The organism is Pseudothermotoga thermarum DSM 5069 (assembly GCF_000217815.1).
Taxonomy (GTDB): Bacteria; Thermotogota; Thermotogae; order Thermotogales; family DSM-5069; genus Pseudothermotoga; species Pseudothermotoga thermarum.
This window is the reverse complement of record NC_015707.1, coordinates 1116791-1133705: the sequence shown is the minus strand read 5'-3', so window position 1 is coordinate 1133705 and position 16915 is coordinate 1116791. Positions and strand designations below refer to the sequence as shown.

The 16915-nt window shown below is 40.3% G+C and carries 17 protein-coding genes and 1 pseudogene; 7 read left to right on the top strand and 11 right to left on the bottom strand.

Going from position 1 to position 16915, the window contains the following annotated elements; all coding sequences use genetic code 11:
- The 5 genes from hflC to THETH_RS05800 form a co-directional block, all read right to left on the bottom strand.
- Positions 1-849: a protease modulator HflC gene (gene hflC / locus THETH_RS05820; protein WP_013932440.1), complete on the bottom strand. Its 849-nt coding sequence runs from the start codon at positions 847-849 to the stop codon at positions 1-3.
- The gene (gene hflK, locus THETH_RS05815; RefSeq protein ID WP_013932439.1) at positions 846-1766 is read right to left on the bottom strand and encodes an FtsH protease activity modulator HflK; all 921 of its coding nucleotides are present in this window, start codon (positions 1764-1766) and stop codon (positions 846-848) included. Before hflK ends, hflC begins: the two co-directional genes overlap by 4 nt.
- 114 nt (positions 1767-1880) lie before the next feature.
- Positions 1881-3614 carry a methyl-accepting chemotaxis protein gene (locus THETH_RS05810; RefSeq protein ID WP_013932438.1) on the bottom strand — a complete coding sequence of 578 codons (1734 nt, stop codon included), beginning with the start codon at positions 3612-3614 and terminating at the stop codon, positions 1881-1883.
- Between the two features lie 251 nt (positions 3615-3865).
- Positions 3866-4801, bottom strand: a complete 936-nt coding sequence (locus THETH_RS05805; RefSeq protein WP_013932437.1) for a DUF1848 domain-containing protein — start codon at positions 4799-4801, stop codon at positions 3866-3868.
- 16 nt (positions 4802-4817) lie between these two features.
- Entirely contained in the window at positions 4818-5981 is a 1164-nt protein-coding gene (locus THETH_RS05800; RefSeq protein WP_013932436.1) for a class I SAM-dependent methyltransferase, read from the bottom strand.
- A gap of 285 nt (positions 5982-6266) precedes the next feature.
- On the opposite strand from THETH_RS05800, the gene THETH_RS05795 reads away from it, so the two are divergent.
- The 6 genes from THETH_RS05795 to THETH_RS05770 are packed head-to-tail and all read left to right on the top strand — an operon-like array spanning position 6267 to position 10530.
- Complete coding sequence (locus THETH_RS05795) at positions 6267-7142, top strand: RnfABCDGE type electron transport complex subunit D (protein ID WP_013932435.1); 876 nt, start codon at positions 6267-6269, stop codon at positions 7140-7142.
- Complete coding sequence (locus THETH_RS05790; RefSeq protein WP_013932434.1) at positions 7139-7750, top strand: FMN-binding protein; 612 nt, start codon at positions 7139-7141, stop codon at positions 7748-7750. Before THETH_RS05795 ends, THETH_RS05790 begins: the two co-directional genes overlap by 4 nt.
- On the top strand, positions 7747-8352 hold the full coding sequence (locus THETH_RS05785) for an Rnf-Nqr domain containing protein (protein WP_013932433.1): 606 nt from the start codon (positions 7747-7749) through the stop codon (positions 8350-8352). The genes THETH_RS05790 and THETH_RS05785 overlap by 4 nt, the downstream gene beginning before the upstream one ends.
- Complete coding sequence (locus THETH_RS05780; RefSeq protein WP_013932432.1) at positions 8349-8936, top strand: electron transport complex protein RnfA; 588 nt, start codon at positions 8349-8351, stop codon at positions 8934-8936. Before THETH_RS05785 ends, THETH_RS05780 begins: the two co-directional genes overlap by 4 nt.
- Before the next feature lie 19 nt (positions 8937-8955).
- Positions 8956-10068 (top strand): NADH:ubiquinone reductase (Na(+)-transporting) subunit F, encoded by a 1113-nt coding sequence (locus THETH_RS05775; RefSeq protein ID WP_013932431.1) that lies wholly within the window; start codon positions 8956-8958, stop codon positions 10066-10068.
- 15 nt (positions 10069-10083) lie between these two features.
- Complete coding sequence (locus THETH_RS05770; protein WP_013932430.1) at positions 10084-10530, top strand: hypothetical protein; 447 nt, start codon at positions 10084-10086, stop codon at positions 10528-10530.
- A 1-nt stretch (position 10531) separates the two neighbouring features.
- Here the strand turns inward: THETH_RS05770 and THETH_RS05765 are convergent, their stop codons facing one another.
- The 5 genes and pseudogenes from THETH_RS05765 to THETH_RS05745 form a co-directional block, all read right to left on the bottom strand.
- The gene (locus THETH_RS05765; RefSeq protein WP_013932429.1) at positions 10532-11203 is read right to left on the bottom strand and encodes an amino acid ABC transporter permease; all 672 of its coding nucleotides are present in this window, start codon (positions 11201-11203) and stop codon (positions 10532-10534) included.
- Positions 11200-11955 (bottom strand): amino acid ABC transporter ATP-binding protein, encoded by a 756-nt coding sequence (locus THETH_RS05760; protein WP_013932428.1) that lies wholly within the window; start codon positions 11953-11955, stop codon positions 11200-11202. Before THETH_RS05760 ends, THETH_RS05765 begins: the two co-directional genes overlap by 4 nt.
- Positions 11952-12587: pseudogene (locus tag THETH_RS05755) on the bottom strand (amino acid ABC transporter permease); the annotation flags it as partial. The gene THETH_RS05760 and the pseudogene THETH_RS05755, both read right to left, overlap by 4 nt.
- A 61-nt stretch (positions 12588-12648) precedes the next feature.
- Positions 12649-13371: a basic amino acid ABC transporter substrate-binding protein gene (locus THETH_RS05750; RefSeq protein ID WP_013932427.1), complete on the bottom strand. Its 723-nt coding sequence runs from the start codon at positions 13369-13371 to the stop codon at positions 12649-12651.
- 42 nt (positions 13372-13413) lie between these two features.
- Positions 13414-14190: a DUF368 domain-containing protein gene (locus tag THETH_RS05745; RefSeq protein WP_013932426.1), complete on the bottom strand. Its 777-nt coding sequence runs from the start codon at positions 14188-14190 to the stop codon at positions 13414-13416.
- A gap of 158 nt (positions 14191-14348) precedes the next feature.
- Between THETH_RS05745 and THETH_RS05740 the strand changes: the two genes are divergently transcribed.
- Positions 14349-15407 carry a GntR family transcriptional regulator gene (locus THETH_RS05740; protein WP_013932425.1) on the top strand — a complete coding sequence of 353 codons (1059 nt, stop codon included), beginning with the start codon at positions 14349-14351 and terminating at the stop codon, positions 15405-15407.
- Between the two features lie 12 nt (positions 15408-15419).
- Here THETH_RS05740 and araA read toward each other — a convergent pair whose 3' ends face one another.
- A complete protein-coding gene (araA, locus tag THETH_RS05735) occupies positions 15420-16904 on the bottom strand; it encodes an L-arabinose isomerase (protein WP_013932424.1) in 1485 nt (494 codons plus the stop codon).
- Positions 16905-16915 lie beyond the last annotated feature (11 nt).

Here is a 16915-nt window from a genome sequence, read left to right as displayed (position 1 = left end):
TCACTTCACCTGCTCGAGTATTGAAAGGTTTTTGTCCAATATAACGATACTACCAGGAATGACGGTTTTATAGCTTTCAAGTGTTCTCCAGAGTCGGTAGAAGTATTCATCCTTTCCAAACGCTTCGGCGTAGATTTTTGCAGCCATTGCTTCACCCATTCCCTTGATCTTTTCAGATTCACTCATTGCCTCCGCACGGATTATCGCGGCTCTTTTGTCAGCCTCTGCTTTTATTCTTTGAGCTTCCCTTTGACCTTCGGCTCTTATCATGGCAGCGATACTTTGTCTTTCCGATTTCATTCTTTCAAAGACGGCTTGCTGGTTTTCCTGTGGCAAGTCGGTGTGTTTGACTCGAACATCGATGACCTCAATACCAAAGTCTGCCAAATTAGTTTTCGCAAAGTCAGTTATGTCTTTCAGATAAAGTCTTTCGCTGGTTACAATGTCGTCGAATTCATATTTTGCAAGGATATTTCTCAGTCCAGAGTAAACCACGTCGTCGATTCTCGGCAAAGCCAAGGAAACCGTTCTCAGCCTTTCCATGAACCGTCTTGGGTCTGAGATTCTCCAGACTGCGTAGCTGTCTACCAACAAAGTCTTTTTGTCAAGGGTGATCACTTTTTCAACGGGTATATCGTAAATGTAGTATTTCTTCGAAAATCTAACTACATTCTCGACAAAAGGCGTTTTCATGTACAAACCAGGTTCCTCGATAACTTTTCTAATCTCTCCGAACCGCAGTACTATGGCATATTCAGCTTGATCGACTATGAAGAACGAAAAGGCAAGAAACATTCCAACAACTGCAAGAATAACCAATGAAATTATGAGTATCGCGGTTTTCATCATTTTGAACCACCTACCAGCAAGTCTTGAAGGTTAAAGAACAAGATTTTTTGGGAAATATCCAAAACTATGATCCTTGTCGCCTTTGGCAAAACCTCTTCGAGTGTTTCAATTCTCAAACGCTGTTCTGTGATCCCCGGTGAAGATTTGTATTCTCTCAAGATGCTTGCAAACCTTTCTGCTTCGCCTTGGGCTTTGAGAATTCTTTGTTCTGTGTAGGCTTCGGCTTCAAGAAGAATTCTTCTTGCTTCACCTTCAACTGCTGGAATCAAACTGTTTGCGTATTTCATCGCTTCGTTTATGTACCTTTCTTTGTCTTGCTTTGCGTTGTTCACATCGTCAAAAGCAGCTATGACAGGTTGAGGTGGTACAACTTCTTGCAGAAGAACGTTGAGTATCGTCACACCGCAATCGTAAGCGTTCAGAAGCTCTTGAGCTATTTGAGCAACTTCAGTTGCTATTCTGTCTCTTTCGCTTGTCAAGACTTCGTCTACGGTTCGTTTTGCAACGCGATCCCTGAGGACTGATTCCACGGTGAACTTAACAAGGTCGTTTGGATTGGTCACCTTGAACACAAATTTTGCCGGATCAGAGACTTTGAACTGCGCCACTGCTTCGACACTCACTATGTTCCCGTCTCCTGTTAGCATCAAAGCTTCATTTGGCTTTGCCGCATATTGGCCAGGTTTAATGGTTCTAAAACCTATTTCTATCTTTCTTACAGTTTGAACATCCACTTTCATATGAGATTGAAATGGCCAAGGGGCTCTTAAATGAATCCCTGGGCCAACCGTGGCAACGTGTTTTCCAAAGGTTTTCACAAGGGCAACCTCAGAGGGATCGACTTGGTAGATCCCTGTTGCAAAATAAACGATGAGTAGTAACAAAACGATCATTATCACAACAAACTTGGTTTTCAAGAAATTGCCCTCCTTTCAGTAAAAGATGATTTTTTCGTTTTCATTATACCCTAGCTTTTGAAAATAAAAAACGGCGCCTTTGGGCGCCGTTGAAGGTTTTAAAGTATTCATCTGTTAAATTTTAAATTTTTTCACCTGTTCCACCAAAGATTCTGCTATTGCACTAAGCTCTTCACTTGATCCACTCACCTGCTGACTTGCCTCAGCCTGCTGCTTAACCGCATTCAACATCTCGTCTATCTGATGCGCTATGTCCGTTATCGACCTTGTAGCCGCATCCATCGCACTACTCATCTCCTCAGCCGCCGCACTCATCTGCTGCGAACTTGCAGCTAAGCTTTCTATCATCCCACTTATCTCTCTAACTTCACTCAATATGTTCGAAAGCTCTTTCTCTATCACAACAGACTGCTCTGCTGTCTTTTCCACCTGCTTCACTGCTTCCACCGTCTCCATACTCGCCTTCTGTGCACTTTGTTGTATCTGACTCAATATCTCACTTATCTTCTGCGTCGCATTCTTGCTCTCCTCAGCTAACTTCCTTATCTCATCCGCCACAACCGCAAAGCCTCGTCCCGCCTCACCAGCCCTAGCCGCCTCTATCGCAGCATTCAATGCCAGCAAGTTCGTCTGCTCTGCTATGCTGTTTATCGTCTCTACAATCTGACCTATGTTCTTCGCACTCTCGGCAAGTTCTAACACAACCTTCTCTGTTCTCTGAGCACTTTCTTTCGTCTGTGTGATCATCTGAACTATTGTTTTAACTGCTTCGTTTCCTCTGTCTGCAGCTGTCTTGACTGAACTTGCTTTCTCTGTCAAACTTTGTGCTGCTTTGGATACGTTCTGCGCGCTTGCCGCAACTTCTTGAACACCGGATGTTACTTCTTGAATCGAAGCAGATGCATTCTGTGCGTTCTTGTTCACATTGTCCATCTGAGCTGCTAGCTCCTCACTTGTGGCACTGAGTTCTTCTGCAGTCGTAGAAAGATCACGCGATGCTGAAAGCATTTTTTCTGCGCTCGCTTGAAGTTGCTGGAACAAAGGTGTAAGCTTAGAACGCAATTCATCAAGATGCGTTTTTAGCTCGGTGAACTCTTTTGAGATAGTTTTGATATTATATGCTGCAGTAAAATCGCCTTCGCTGAAAGATTTGATAACTGGATACAGCTTTTTCACAGCTTTAGCCATTGTTATTTCAAAAATAACAACGACCAGTATGATTGAACCTGCAACAATTATTGCAAGGGCTATGGACATGTTTTTCATAGCTTTGCTTTGTTGCTCCTTTGCTAAAGCATTCAATTTTTCTGCCGGAACACCAACAAACAATATTCCTATAACATTACCTTTATCATCAAGATATGGATCGTAAGCAGTGAAGTATTCTTTTCCAAGTATCATTGCCCTTCCGATGTACCTTTGTTTGTTCCGAACGGGGTTGTATGCTGCACTGTCTTTTCCAAGGAATGTACCTACTGCTCTGCTACCGTCGTCTTTTCTGATTGAAGTCACAACTATTATGAAATCATCTCCCTCGGCTTTGAAAATAGTTGCAACGATGTCCATGTTTTTCGAAATGGTATCCACCAGCTCAAATCGTCCATCCAGCGGCACACCGTTTGCATCAACCAGTCTGTTGTTTTCGATTCTTAGTTTTCCATACGTTCTTGCGACAAGGTCTACAAACATGTTGATAGCTGCGGTGACTTTGTCTTGGAAAGCTAGTTCTGATAGTTGTACGGTTGATGTTTTCAAGGCCACTATTGAAAACCAAAAAAGCACACCTGTAGCCGTACCTGCAAGAACAATAGCGATGATCACACCTATTATTCTGATAGACAATTTCACTTTCTTCCACCTCCGCAAAGTAGTTTAAAACAGAGCGTATATTATTATACACATATACACATAATTAAAAAGCGGAGGGGAAAAATTTTGTAACAGCACGACAAAACTGACCAACCAATTTTGGTTGGTCTTCTTGGACTGCAGCCCATTATATAATATACAGCGCGAAAAAATTTAACATTTTGCCGTTTTTCTTTTCTAATCAGCTTTTTCAACGAAGTTGTCGCCAAATAAAGGCAAAAATCGAAATCTTAAAACAGCCTATCTTGATTCATAGCCAGACTTTTCACATCTCTTTCTTTCACGCCTTTTTCATCGTATTCACCAAAAAGGATGGGAGAATTTGGATCGTGAAGTTTGTAATTTTTCAAAGCAGCTTCTTTGTTCACGTTGGCATAGCAGTAAACACAACCGTGCAGGCAAGTGTCGTACTCACCTATGTCTATGCACTGATGACATAGACAAGCAGGTCGTTGTTTGTCGAGCCTTGGGATTTTCAACTTTACTTTGGATATTCTTTCTATAAGCTCTGCATCAACGCATCTGCCGTGTTTTATTCCAAAATTGTCTAGGTCGATTTTTTCTGCACAAGTTTCAACCGCAAGGTTGCGAGTGCTTGCTATTTTACCAAACTTTTCAGCAAGTCGGTATATATCATCCTCGGTGAGCTCTTTCACTTCGATGTTTTTCATGTTTCTGGACACCTTTCTGTAATCATCAAGGAAGCTTATCACGATTTTTTCGGTATACTTTCCAAGTTTTTCAACAAGTTTCTCAAAGGTTTCTATGTGAAAATCCACGGAGTACTTTTCGGTTAAAAATATCGGATCGTAGCGAAGTATGACGCGATGTTTTCCAAGTCTTTCAGAAAGCTCTATAAAGGTTTCTATTATTTCAGCTTTATCCCTTAAGTTTGGTTCTATTTCCTTTCCATAACCAGTTATCGTAAAATGAAAGTAATAAACGTATCCATAGCTGTCTATTTCGTCAAGATATCTCATCAAAGGCTTTGGATCTTTCGACCAAAAAACTATTCCATCGACTACATCGGGAGTTATTTTAACTTTGCTTATTTGCTTTGCGTTGAATGGATTTCTCACATAAACGAAACCTTCTCTTACCCTGTTGATGAACCATTCGCTGTAAAAGGAAGGAATGTCCGTCCTTCGACTGACACTCAGAATCAAGATGAACAACCTCCTTTCAGAATTCTCTGATGATTTCTATTTGGGAATCGCATTGCACGGAGATTTCCTTTTGATTGCACAAAATTCTTCCAGACTTTACAGAGACTATTGCCCCTGTGTCAATACGTCGAATCAAATCATGGTTGGGAAGTCTTACCCAGATTTCGTTTTCACCGTCACAAATGGCGAAAGAATTATGATCCCAGCTCTTTGCTTTGACGACACCAAAAACAGATCGCGAACTTCTTTGGCCTTTGTCGAACCTCTTTTGTCCATCCTTTCTGAGTATAACGTACGAGAAAGGATGACGTGTGTGATGTTTTCTTTTATTTGCGCCGCAATCAACAAGTGCCTGGATAAGCCCGCAATTTTCGATCTCAACTTCAAAGGCTTGATAGCAGTCATAGCATTTTTCATTACCATTTGAAGGATCAACAAGACAGGGGGAAAACAGGTTGCATCGTCTGCTTTTAACAAGTATGTCTCTAATCCCCTTCAATGGACGGGATAATTCCTTTTTTGATTGCTCAATGAGTATCAAACTTCCCTTCTCGTCGAGAATCTCCAACACGTTTTCAAAAAACGGAAGATAACTCATGGATTTTTTGCCGTGTTCGTAGTAATTCAAGAAGTTTCCAGCGCATATTATGTCGAAGAGTTCTTCGACCCTGAATCTCGTCTGTGGCTGAATCGTTTGTGTCACAGTTGAGTAGACGATTTTCAGATTCTTTGGCGCACTGTCTTTGACAGTATCAAGAAGAATTTTGGCGTAGGATAAAAACTCTTCTTCTTTGTCAACAAGACAGATTCTCAAAAGGTATGATTTGCTGGGGTTTTTCAAAGCGAGCTTTTTGTAAAACTCAGCTATTCCAACTGAAAGTGTCCCTGGACCGCAGGCTATGTCCAAGACGTTCACTTTCTCTGGTAAGAGATTTGCACTGTGTAACTCGCTCAAAGGTCTGTGAATTTTGAAAAGATTGTACGGAAAATAGTACCAAAGGTATGCGATCTTTTTTTCTTTGGAGTAGTTCGTTGAGTAATTCTCGACAAGGTTTTCTTCGTTCTTGTTGTACATGCCCTCAAGAGCTTTAACAATACAGTCGATGGAAATGTTTTCCTGATTTGTAATCTTTCGGACAGCTTGCTCAAGGTAAGTTGGAAATTCTACCTTGAAAATCACCACCTCCTCTTAAGACGAAACACTGGTAGACCAACAGACTTTTCGAATGGCGGTGTGAGGTTTGCAGCTGATTGACTGGTTCTTACCACGACGCAGCAGTTTGACTCTATCATTTTTCCAGCAGACATCACAGATTAGTTTTTGTACAACTTTGAATAGTATTTTTTTACTATTCGCCTTTCTGGAATCTCTTCGAACTATATAATTTAACTACGAATCATTTTGTAATTTCAACGGCAAGTTTGTGTATAATTATCTAGAAGCCAACGTTCAGGGGGAATAAAGATGGCACTTTTTCAGAAGCAACCGCTGATGAGAAGAGTTCTTTATTCGCTTGTGCCGATTTACGTGTTTGCTTTTTTTCTATACGGTCTGCGTGTGCTATGGTACAGCTTGGTGATTTTCACAGTTGGCATTCTGACTGAATACGTGATGGAAAAAAGAAAGGGAAAAAGCGTCACCGAAGCGGTTCTTGTCACCTGTTCACTTTTAACCCTCTCAATGCCTCCAAGCGCCCCGCTTTGGGTTGCTGGGATTGCGAGTTTCTTTGGAGTTTTCATAGCCAAAGAAGTCTACGGAGGTTTTGGGAGAAATGTTTTCAACCCAGCAATCGTTGGAAGATTGTTTGTTTACATAACTTTTCCAGTTTATATGACAACAGGTTGGATCATACCAAGAACCGATGCTATAACGTCCGCAACACCACTTGATCTTTTGAGAGCTGGAGAAACGGTGAAATTCTCTGAGTTGATAGTAGGTGTCAGATCAGGTTCACTTGGTGAAAGTCCTATTCTTTTGATAGTTGCCGCCGCTGTATATCTGATCGTCACCAAAACGGCAAGTTGGAGAATCATTCTTTCAACGGTAGGGTCAGCCTTTGGTTTGAACCTTTTGTTGAACGCTTTTGGCAAAGGCATGCCTGTTTTGCCTGCAATGCTCTCTGGGAGTCTTTTGTTTGTTGCCGTTTTTATGGCGACCGATCCAGTTTCAGCCCCCAAGAAAACTATTTCCCAATGGTTTTATGGAATGATAATCGGCTGTGTTACGGTGATAATAAGAAATTTCTCTTTGTTTTCAGAAGGAACAAGCTTTGGTGTTTTGATGGGTAACATTTTCGCTTCCCTTTTGGATGAATTGAGAATAAAGAAGGTGAAAAAATGAACAAGGAATCTAAACTTTTTACCGTAATTTTCACCTTTGTGTCGACTTTTGCCTTCGTTTTGATCCTTTCGATAATCAACTTTGCCACGACCGCTCGGATTAAACGAAACGAAGAATTGTTCAAAATTAGAGCTATTTTGAACGCCTTTGGGTTTGAGTACAAAAGCGATCAAGAAGCATTTAAAATTTTCAACGAAAAAGTTTCCACACAAAAAATTAGAGATGTCGTTGTTTACAAAGCAACGGTGAATGGCGAAGAATATTTGGCTTTCATTTTCACAGGCAGTGGATTGTGGGGCACAATTCAAGGTGTCATCGCTTTTGATTCAAATATCGAAAAAGTTGTTGGGATCGACTTCATATCCCACAGTGAAACCCCTGGACTTGGTGGAAGGATCGAAGAAAAGTGGTTCAAAGACCAGTTCAAAGGTAAGAAAATCCCAGATGGTGGTTTTGTTTTAAGAATAGGTGGAAGTGGAGATTACGATCCCGATAGTGGCAGATTTGATGCCATAACCGGTGCAACTTCTACTTCGAAAGCTGTGGAAAAAATTGTGAACGAAGCGATCTTGACCTTCAAAAAAGTCGTCGGGGGTGAAAGAAGATGAGCGAGTTCAGTAAGATAGCAAAGAAGAATATCCTGTATGAAAACCAAATACTAGTTCAGATTCTTGGTATATGTTCAACCCTTGCCGTTACAAACAAACTTTTGAACACGCTGATAATGGCAGTTGGAGTGACTTTTGTTACTGGGCTTTCCAACCTAACAGTTTCGCTACTTAGAAACTTTCTTCCAAGAAAGGCAAGAATGATGATTGAAACGTTGATAATCGCTTCTTATGTGATAGTTATCGACATCATTTTGAAGGCATATTTACCGGATGTGAGCAAAGCGTTGGGACCGTATGTTGGTCTTATCATCACAAACTGCATCATCATGGGAAGGACGGAGGCTTTCGGACTATCGAACAGTCCTATTCTCTCACTTTGGGACGGGTTGACGGCTGGATTTGGTTATATGTGGGTTTTGATGCTTATAGCTTTTATCAGAGAACTGCTCGGTTTTGGAACAGTTTTCAATGTTCGAATCATGCCGGTTAATTTTACACCATGGACGATAATGGTCATGGCTCCAAGTGCGTTCTTCCTTCTTGGGATAATGATCTGGTTCTTCAAATCATTGATTTTGAAGGTGGGTGAGAAAAAATGAATATTGATCCAATTACGCTATTTTTCGCCTCGGTTTTTACCAGCAACATTGTTCTTACCAATTTCCTTGGAATGTGTTCTTACATTTCAATTTCAAAGGATTTGAAATCGGCAAGTGGACTTGGTTTAGCCGTCACTTTTGTAATGACGATAACAACGACGATAAATTGGTTTGTTTATCACTATATCATTGTTCCGCTTGGTATTGAATATTTAAGATATATCGTTTTCATAATAGTAATCGCGGCAGTTGTTCAAGTGCTTGAAATGCTGATTGATCGGCTCTCACCGGCGTTGTACATGAACCTTGGAATTTTTCTGCCTTTGATAACAGTTAACTGCGCAATTCTTGGCGTCACTTTGTTCATGCAACTTAGAAACTACAATTTGATCCAAGCTGCAGTTTATGGTTTTGGTGGGGGGGTGGGCTGGTGGTTGGCGATAGTTTTGCTTGCTGCAATAAGAAAGAGAATTGACAACAATCCAGTTCCTGCAGGTTTAAAAGGTTCGGCGCTAACTTTCATAACCATCGGCATTATGGCGATGGCTTTCATGGGTTTTGCCGGAATGATTAAAGTTCAGTGATAAGGTGAGGTGAAAAATTGTGCAAATTTTGGTTGCCCCGATAGCAGTTAGTTTGATAAGCGCTGCCTTGGCAGGTTTAATAGTCCTGATAGATTCAATAGTGAACAACTATGGCGAAGTCAAGATAACGATAAACGGAAAAAAGACCATAAGCGTCAAAGGTGGTGCGCCACTGTTGTTCACACTTAGCTCGGCTGGTATTTTCCTACCGTCTGCCTGCGGAGGAAGGGGAAGCTGTGGAGTTTGCAAAGTAAAGGTTTTGACAGACATAGGACCTCATCTTCCAACAGAAATACCTTATATGACAAAAGAAGAAATTGCAAGAAACATAAGACTATCTTGCCAAGTCAAAGTAAGAAAAAACTTGGAAATTGAGATACCAGAAGAGTTACTTTTTGTCAAAAAATTTAAGGCTATTGTGGAAAAAATTATCAACGTCACCTACGACATAAAGGAATTGACTCTCAAATTGATAGAACCAACCGAAATAGAATTTAAGGCGGGACAATACATCCAGCTGAAAATTCCTCCTTATGGAAACATAAAGGAATCAGTAGAAAGAGCTTATTCAATTTCTTCCCCTCCAAGTTTGAAGAACAAAATCCAACTTTTGATAAGACTCGTTCCCGGTGGTGTGGCGACAACCTACGTTCACAATTATATGAAAGAGGGAGAAACGGTGGAATTTATTGGACCATTTGGTGAGTTTTACGTCAGAGACACGAAGGCAATGATGATCTGCGTTGCCGGTGGTAGTGGTATGGCTCCGATAAGATCGATTTTGCTGGATATGTACGAAAAAGGTATCAACGACAGGGAGATATGGTATTTCTTCGGCGCTCGTTCGTTGAGAGATCTCTTTTACGTTGAATTTTTCAGAGAACTTGAACAGAAATGGAAAGTTTTTCACTTTATACCGGCTTTGTCTAACCCACTTCCAGAGGACAAATGGGAAGGTGAAGTTGGGCTGATCACACAGGTTCTTGATAAGTATCTTAAAACTGTTATAAGAAAGGATGTCGAAAAAGAAGGTTATCTGTGCGGTAGCCCAGGAATGATCAATGCATCAATTGAGGTTATGACGAAGAACGGTATACCAGTGGATAAGATCTACTATGACAAGTTCGCGTAAGGAGGATTGATATATATGAAAATGCCTCCAGAATACATAGAAGCTCAAAAGAATATGCAACCTGGTGTTATAAGTTCTGTCGGTTTTCTTGGAAATGACGAAAGAGATTTGATGGAAATAATCACGACAGACGAACAAGAGATGATAGCACTTGGTTTGGATTTTCAAAAAGTTGCAGAATGGTTGAAAAAGATGATGAAAGAAGCTGAAAAAGGCTTAGGAGAGCCTGTTGTTCTTGATAAATTGGAAGTGCAGATTTTCGAGGCGAGAGGTTTTTTACCGTGTCCTTTTAAGGATGGAATTTTCAGAAAAAAAACAATGTATATCAAAAGACTGGATAAGAACTTGACTTTGCAAGTAAGTGAGCTTTCAATACACCTTCTTGAAAAACACCATTTTCTGCAGGGAAAAGGTTCACCTTTTAGAATAGAACCAAAAATTCTAAAAGAGTTGATTGAATGATCTATCTTTCATAAACTACTGTTCCAGGAATTCTAAGTTTCTTCTCAAGCGCTGAAAGTAGTGCTGTTGCAAGCCAGACTATCGAAAGGTATATAAGCGCCGTGACAAGATACACTTCAAAGAACTGAAAATTTCTGCTAGCGATGAATTTTGCTTGAGCCATCATCTCTGGTGCTCCTATTATGTAAGCCATCGAAGTGTACTTAAGAAGGTATATAAACTCGTTGGTCCAGGAAGGTATAACCCTTCTTAAAGCTTGAGGAAGGATTATCAACCTAACAGCTTGCCATTTTGTCATTCCTATGGAAAGTGCAGCCTTATACTGGCCAATTCCGATGGATTGTATTGCCCCACGAATATATTCAGCTTGATAAGCCCCGCTGTTTATGCAAAAGCCTATCAATGCAGCTGCCAAAGGAGTTAATCTGACTCCGTACGCAGGTAAACCATAGTAAAGAATGAAAAGCTGAACAAGCATCGGAGTGCCACGAATGAGCTCTATAAATCCAGTCGATAGAATACTCAAAAATTTGTTTGCATAGACTCTGCCAAGACACAAGATTATACCAAGCAAAAGTCCCACGGTGGAAGCTATAGCTGTCATATACAAAGTTACTATTAAACCGTTTAATAACTTAGGGAGTGAAGTTATTGCAATCTGTAAAAGACTCATCTTGCTTTCTCTCCATAAAGTTCTGTGAGTTTTCTTAAAAATATTTTTGTTCTTTCCATCTTTGGATTTGTGAAAAGTTGATCTGGAGGGCCTTGCTCAATTATGACGCCATTTTCCATGAAAATTATTTCATTTGCAACAGTCCTTGCAAAACCAAGTTCATGAGTTACAACTAGCATCGTCATTCCAGATTTTGCAAGGTCTATCATAACTGTTAAAACTTCTCCGATCAACTCGGGATCTAAAGCCGAAGTTGGCTCATCAAACAAGATCAACTTTGGTCTCATAGCAAGAGCCCTTGCGATAGCCACCCTTTGTTTTTGACCTCCTGATAACTGCGAAGGATAAAGATGTGCTTTATCAGCAAGTCCTACTTTTCTAAGTTGTTCCATTGCTATCTCAGTTGCTTCTTGTTTTGAAAACTTTTGTACCTTTATCAAACCTATTCTCACATTATCAAGAGCAGTTAAGTGGTTGAAAAGGTTAAAATCTTGAAAAACAAAACCTATCTTTTGTCTCATCTTTGCAGCATTGTGGTGTGTTATTTCTTCACCTTCAAGGTATACTTTTCCCTCATCAGGCTCAACCAACCTGTTTATGCAGGCAAGTAAGGTACTTTTACCGGTGCCACTTGGACCTATTATCACTTTAGTTTCACCTTTTTGAACCTCAAAACTTACACCATTCAATATCACAGTATTTCCATAGCGTTTTTTAAGATTCTCAACCTTTAAAACAGGAATGTCACTCATTGCAACTCTCCCTTTAGTTCAAAACCTGGTATTCTAAGTTTTTTCTCAACAAAAGACATTAATTTGTTCGCCGTCAAGGTAAGGATTAAATAAATTCCAGCGCAGGTTAAAAATATCACCATAGGTTCATAAGTCCTTGCAACTATGTAGCTTCCCTGTCTTAAAAGCTCAACCACCCCTAAAGCGTAAGCCATGGAGGAATCTTTCAAAACTATGGTTAATTCATTCGTCCAAGGTGCTATTGAAAATCGTAAAGCTTGCGGTAATATGATATACCAAAAAGCTTGCATTTTATTCATACCTATTGAGAATGCCGCCAAAGTTTGACCTTTTCCAACCGAAAGTATCGCGCCTCTAAAAATTTGCGATTGATAAGCTGCGCTTCTTATTCCCAAACCAACAACACAAGCGGTGAATGGATTGAGCCTAATTCCAAATTCTGGTAAGCCATAAAAGAGGATCATTAGAAGAACAAGTAAAGGTATACTTCTAAAAATTCTTTCATACAAAGAAGATATAAATTTGGCAACGCCGCCACCGTAGACTTGAAGAAAGCTCACAGGTATTGCTATAACCAAGCCCAAAAGCAAACCTAAAACCGTGAGTTGAACGGTGACGAGCGTGCCTTTTAAAAGAACAGGTAAAGAAGATACAACTAAATGAAACTTGTCTACGGCTTAGTCCTCCCACAGCTTAGAAGTATTTGTCTATCAATTCTGCCAGTTTCCCTGTTTCTTGCAAAACTTTCAAAGCTTCGTTTATGGCTTTCAACAAATCGGTGTTTCCTTTTTTAACAGCTATTCCATACTGCTCTCCCGTAACTATTATTCCAACGATCTTAACAGGTTTTGTTGCAGCAAATCTGTTTGCCACAGGAGAATCAAGAACTATTGCATCGATGTTTCCATTTAAAAGATCAGTCAAAGCAAGGACAAAGGTATCGTATCTTTTCAAATTCTTTTCAGGAAGGATACCTTTCTTAACCAATTCTTCGGTACACCAAAGATCTCCAGTTGTTCCAGTTTGAACACCTATTCTATACTTTCCAAACAAAACAGTGATGGATAAATTTGAATCCGCTTTGACTATGACACTTTGGTCTGCCGTCCAATAGGGGATGGAAAAGTCAACAACTTGTTTTCTTTCTTCTGTTATAGTCATACCAGCAATTGCTATGTCAATCTGGCCAGCTCTCAAGGCTGGTATAAGGGAATCAAAACTCATATCGACAAATTTTACCTCGAAGCCAGCAATCTTTGCGATCTCTCTAATGAGATCCATGTCAAAACCAACGAACTGTCCGTTTTCGATGTACTCAAATGGTGGAAAGTCCGCGCTTGTTCCAACAGTGTATGTTTTTGCCAAAGCTAGGACACTTACAAGAAGTAGAACAATCAAGATTTTGCCAACCTTCATGCTCTCCCTCCTTTCTTTTTCAAATTATAGCATAGTCTATCTTCACTGAGACTGCTTCTTAGACAGTGTAAAGGAAAGATAAGTAGTAACTGCCATGATGACCAGCACAAAAAGTACTGTCAAAATACTCAAATGCTGTTTACCAAAAGGTTGAATCTTGATCAAAGAAGCTAAAAGTAATCCAAAGATGAAATTGTACGTTTGGTTTTTGAAGTTGCTAAGCAAATATTTCATTCCCACCGCTGCTATAGCGATTCCAACAAGCACGCCTATTCCAAAAGGAATTATCACAGATAGTTCTAAAGAGCCAAGTGCATCGATAACCTTTTCATAGATACCAAAAATCAACATCATCAAAGAACCACTGATACCTGGAAGGACCATAGCGATCGCAGCAACTATACCACCGATGAATAAAGATGCTTTTCCAAGATTAACAGTTACATTACCAAAAACCTCAACAATTAATAAAAGAAAAGCTCCAACCAGCACATACGCAATTCTCAATTTTGGAATTTGTACGTAAAACCTTGGCAGCATACCTATCACAAGACCAAAAAATGCAGAATAAGCAAAAGCTGGGTAAAACACCAACAAATAACTCATCAATTTTGAACCAACAAGCAATGCTAAACCTATTCCAATAGCAATTTTGACGAGAAAAAAGATGGAATCTTTTGAAAATCTAAGCTGTAAAAACGAATTCAAACAATCAATTATCTTTTCATACAAATTAAGTAAGACAGCTATTGTGCCCCCACTCACACCCGGTACCAAGTTTGCAAGTCCTATGAGAAATCCTCCAAGAAATGTTTTCATTATTTCACCTTCTTCAACGGTTATTGTGTATCCTGTAAAGCCTACCAAGAGTATTAAACCAGATCAGAGCGATAAGTTTTGTTAAATAGTCTTGACTACTACTTGAAACGGGCGTAGAATTTTTTGAAGGTACGTACGTTAAAATGGAGGGATGAAAAATCGCGCCGAAACACAAAATAATAGAGCGTTATTTAATGGATGAGCTAAGATCTGGTCGATACAAACCTGGCGATAAGCTTCCTACAGAAAAGGAGCTGATGAAAAAGTTCAACGCAAGTAGAGAAACTGTGAGAAAAGCTCTCGATAGGCTTGCATTAAAAGGAATGATAATACGCAAACCCGGTTTAGGAACTTTTGTAAGTTCAAGTAGTACCAATCATTTTGTTGGAATCATCGTTCAACAGATAACAAGCTATATATTTCCATACGTTGTTCTTGGAGCCGAGGACCAACTTTTCAGAAATGGTTATAAACTACTTCTTGGAAATGCCGCCGAAGATCCTGTTAAAGAAAGACAAATCCTCACAGAATGGATGGAGCTGGGAGTAAAGGGTTTGATACTTGATCCAGTTTACAGTGCAACAAAACGGTGTAACAGAGATCTTGTGAAATCTCTTGCAAAGGAAGGCGTTAAAATTGTTACGGTTCACAGTAACTGGAGCATTGAACAGGTTAGCTCTGTAACCTTGAACGACAGCTATGGTGGTGAAAAAGCTGCAGAGATTTTTCATTCCTATGGGCACAAAATAGTCGCAGTGGTTTACAAGTCAATTCACCTTCCAGGACTTTTAAGGGCTCAAGGATTTCTGAGAAAATGTGAAGAACTTGGTTTTGAGAAAATCTACGATAAAGCTTTCAATGTATCGGAATTCACCGGCGCACCAATGCAAATTGCTTATGAATTGTTGAACCTACCAAAGCAGATAAGGCCTACTGCTATTTTCTGCTATAACGACGCAACAGCGCTTCAAGTGTACATGGTCGCCAAAAGACTGGGTATACGTATACCTGAAGATCTCTCGATCATAGGTTTCGACGATGCCCCAATAGGTGATTTTAGAGAAATACTTACAACTTTTGCTCATCCAAAAGAAGAAATTGGCAGAAAAGCTGCTGAAATACTTCTTGAAATGTTGGAAGGAAAAGATGCCCAAAATATCGTTTTGACCCCAGAATTGATTGAAAGATCCTCTGTTTCTTATGTTCCAAACAAGTGAGGGGATACCCCCTCACTTTTTAAAGAATCCCCAGTAAACTTCATTTGCTCTAAGTTCCGCTTTGAATCTTTCAAGATCAAGTTTTTCGTCTATAACCACGCACTCTATGTCCAGCATTTCCGCCCAGTCTATCAAATAACTTGGATCAACGGCGGTGCTGAAAGCTGTGTGGTGAGATCCTCCTGCTAGTATCCATGCTGTTGCCGCTGCTTTGAAGTTTGGAAGTGGTTTCCAAAGGACCCTTGCAACAGGCAGTTTTGGCATGGGTTTTACCAAGGGAACAGATATCACTTTGTTGACAACCAGTCTAAACCTGTTACCAAGATCAACTATCGAAGCGTTCAATGCCTCACCAACCTGAGCTTCGAATACCAATCTTGCGGGATCTGCCTTACCACCTATGCTCAGTGGATGAACTTCTATTCTTGGTTTTTCTTTCGCAATACTTGGACAAATTTCAAGCATGTGCGCTCCAAGGACAAGTTCGTTTCCCTCAGGCAAATGGTAGGTGTAATCCTCCATGAAAGAAGTTCCACCTTTCAAACCGACTCCCATGACCTTCAAGGCTCTGACCAAACCGGCAACTTTCCAATCTCCTTCTGCTCCAAATCCATAACCTTCTTCCATGAGTCTTTGAACAGCCAAACCTGGAAGTTGTGGAAGATCGTGCAAATCTTCAAAGGTTGTGGTGAAGGCTATTGCGTTCTTTTCCTTGAGGAATTCTCTAAGGGCTATTTCGATTCTAGCTTGTTCTTTGATGGCTTTCAGTTCATATTCCCCAGATGGCAAAACGTATTTTTCGGCGTAGTGTTTTATCAAATCTTCTACTAGGTTTTCTGAAACACTTTTCACTCTTTCTGCAAGTTCACCGACTCCCCACGTGTTGATCGACCAACCAATTTTAATCTGAGCCTCCACCTTGTCTGCTTCTGTGCTTGCCACTTCTCGCATGTTATCGCCAAACCTGACAATTTGCCCAGATCTTCCATCAGCTATCGCGCAAGCCACGCGCATCCACTTCGATATCTCTCGTTTAACCTCTGAATCCTGCCAGTGACCAACAACAACCTTTCTTGGAAGCCTAAGCCTTGCGTGGATATAACCATGTTCTCTATCTCCATGAGCAGATTGGTTGAGATTCATGTAATCCATGTCAATTGTATCCCAAGGAATTTCCCTGTTGAACTGTGTGTGTAGATGCAGAAGTGGCTTTTTGTTTGCAAGCAGTCCTTTTATCCACATTTTGGAAGGTGAAAAAGTGTGCATCCAAGTTATAACACCAGCGCAGTTTGTCTGGGCATTAGCTTGTTCAAAGGTTCTAAGTATTTCTTCTGGTGTCGTTAAAACTCCCTTGAAAAGCAAAGGTGATGGCAAATCCTTAGAAAGCTCTTCTACGATTTTCCTAGCTTGCTGTTCGACTTTTTTGAGAGTTTCTGAACCATATAGATGCTGACTTCCAACCAAAAGCCAAAATTCGTATTTTTTTAGATCTATCATGCTTCACCTCT